This window comes from Burkholderia sp. KCJ3K979, from assembly GCF_016759955.1.
Classification (GTDB): domain Bacteria; phylum Pseudomonadota; class Gammaproteobacteria; order Burkholderiales; family Burkholderiaceae; genus Burkholderia; species Burkholderia orbicola.
On record NZ_JACFYV010000523.1, the window covers coordinates 1 to 218 of the forward strand.

Here is a 218-nt window from a genome sequence, read left to right on the forward strand (position 1 = left end):
GCCTGACGATTACCTACTTTCACACGGGAATCCGCACTATCATCGGCGTAGAGTCGTTTCACGGTCCTGTTCGGGATGGGAAGGGGTGGGACCGACTCGCTATGGTCATCAGGCAAAGGGGGTTGTTGCGTTGCTTCGCAGCGCAACCAATCTTGGAAGAAGCAGTAATTTTGAGTTGTGTGTATCACACACGAGAATCCAACATGTCGCTCTGGATC

Annotated in this window: 1 rRNA gene; it reads right to left on the bottom strand. The window is 52.3% G+C overall.

Annotated elements, in window-relative coordinates:
- Positions 1–113, bottom strand: a 5S ribosomal RNA gene (gene rrf / locus H3O04_RS35935).
- Positions 114–218 lie beyond the last annotated feature (105 nt).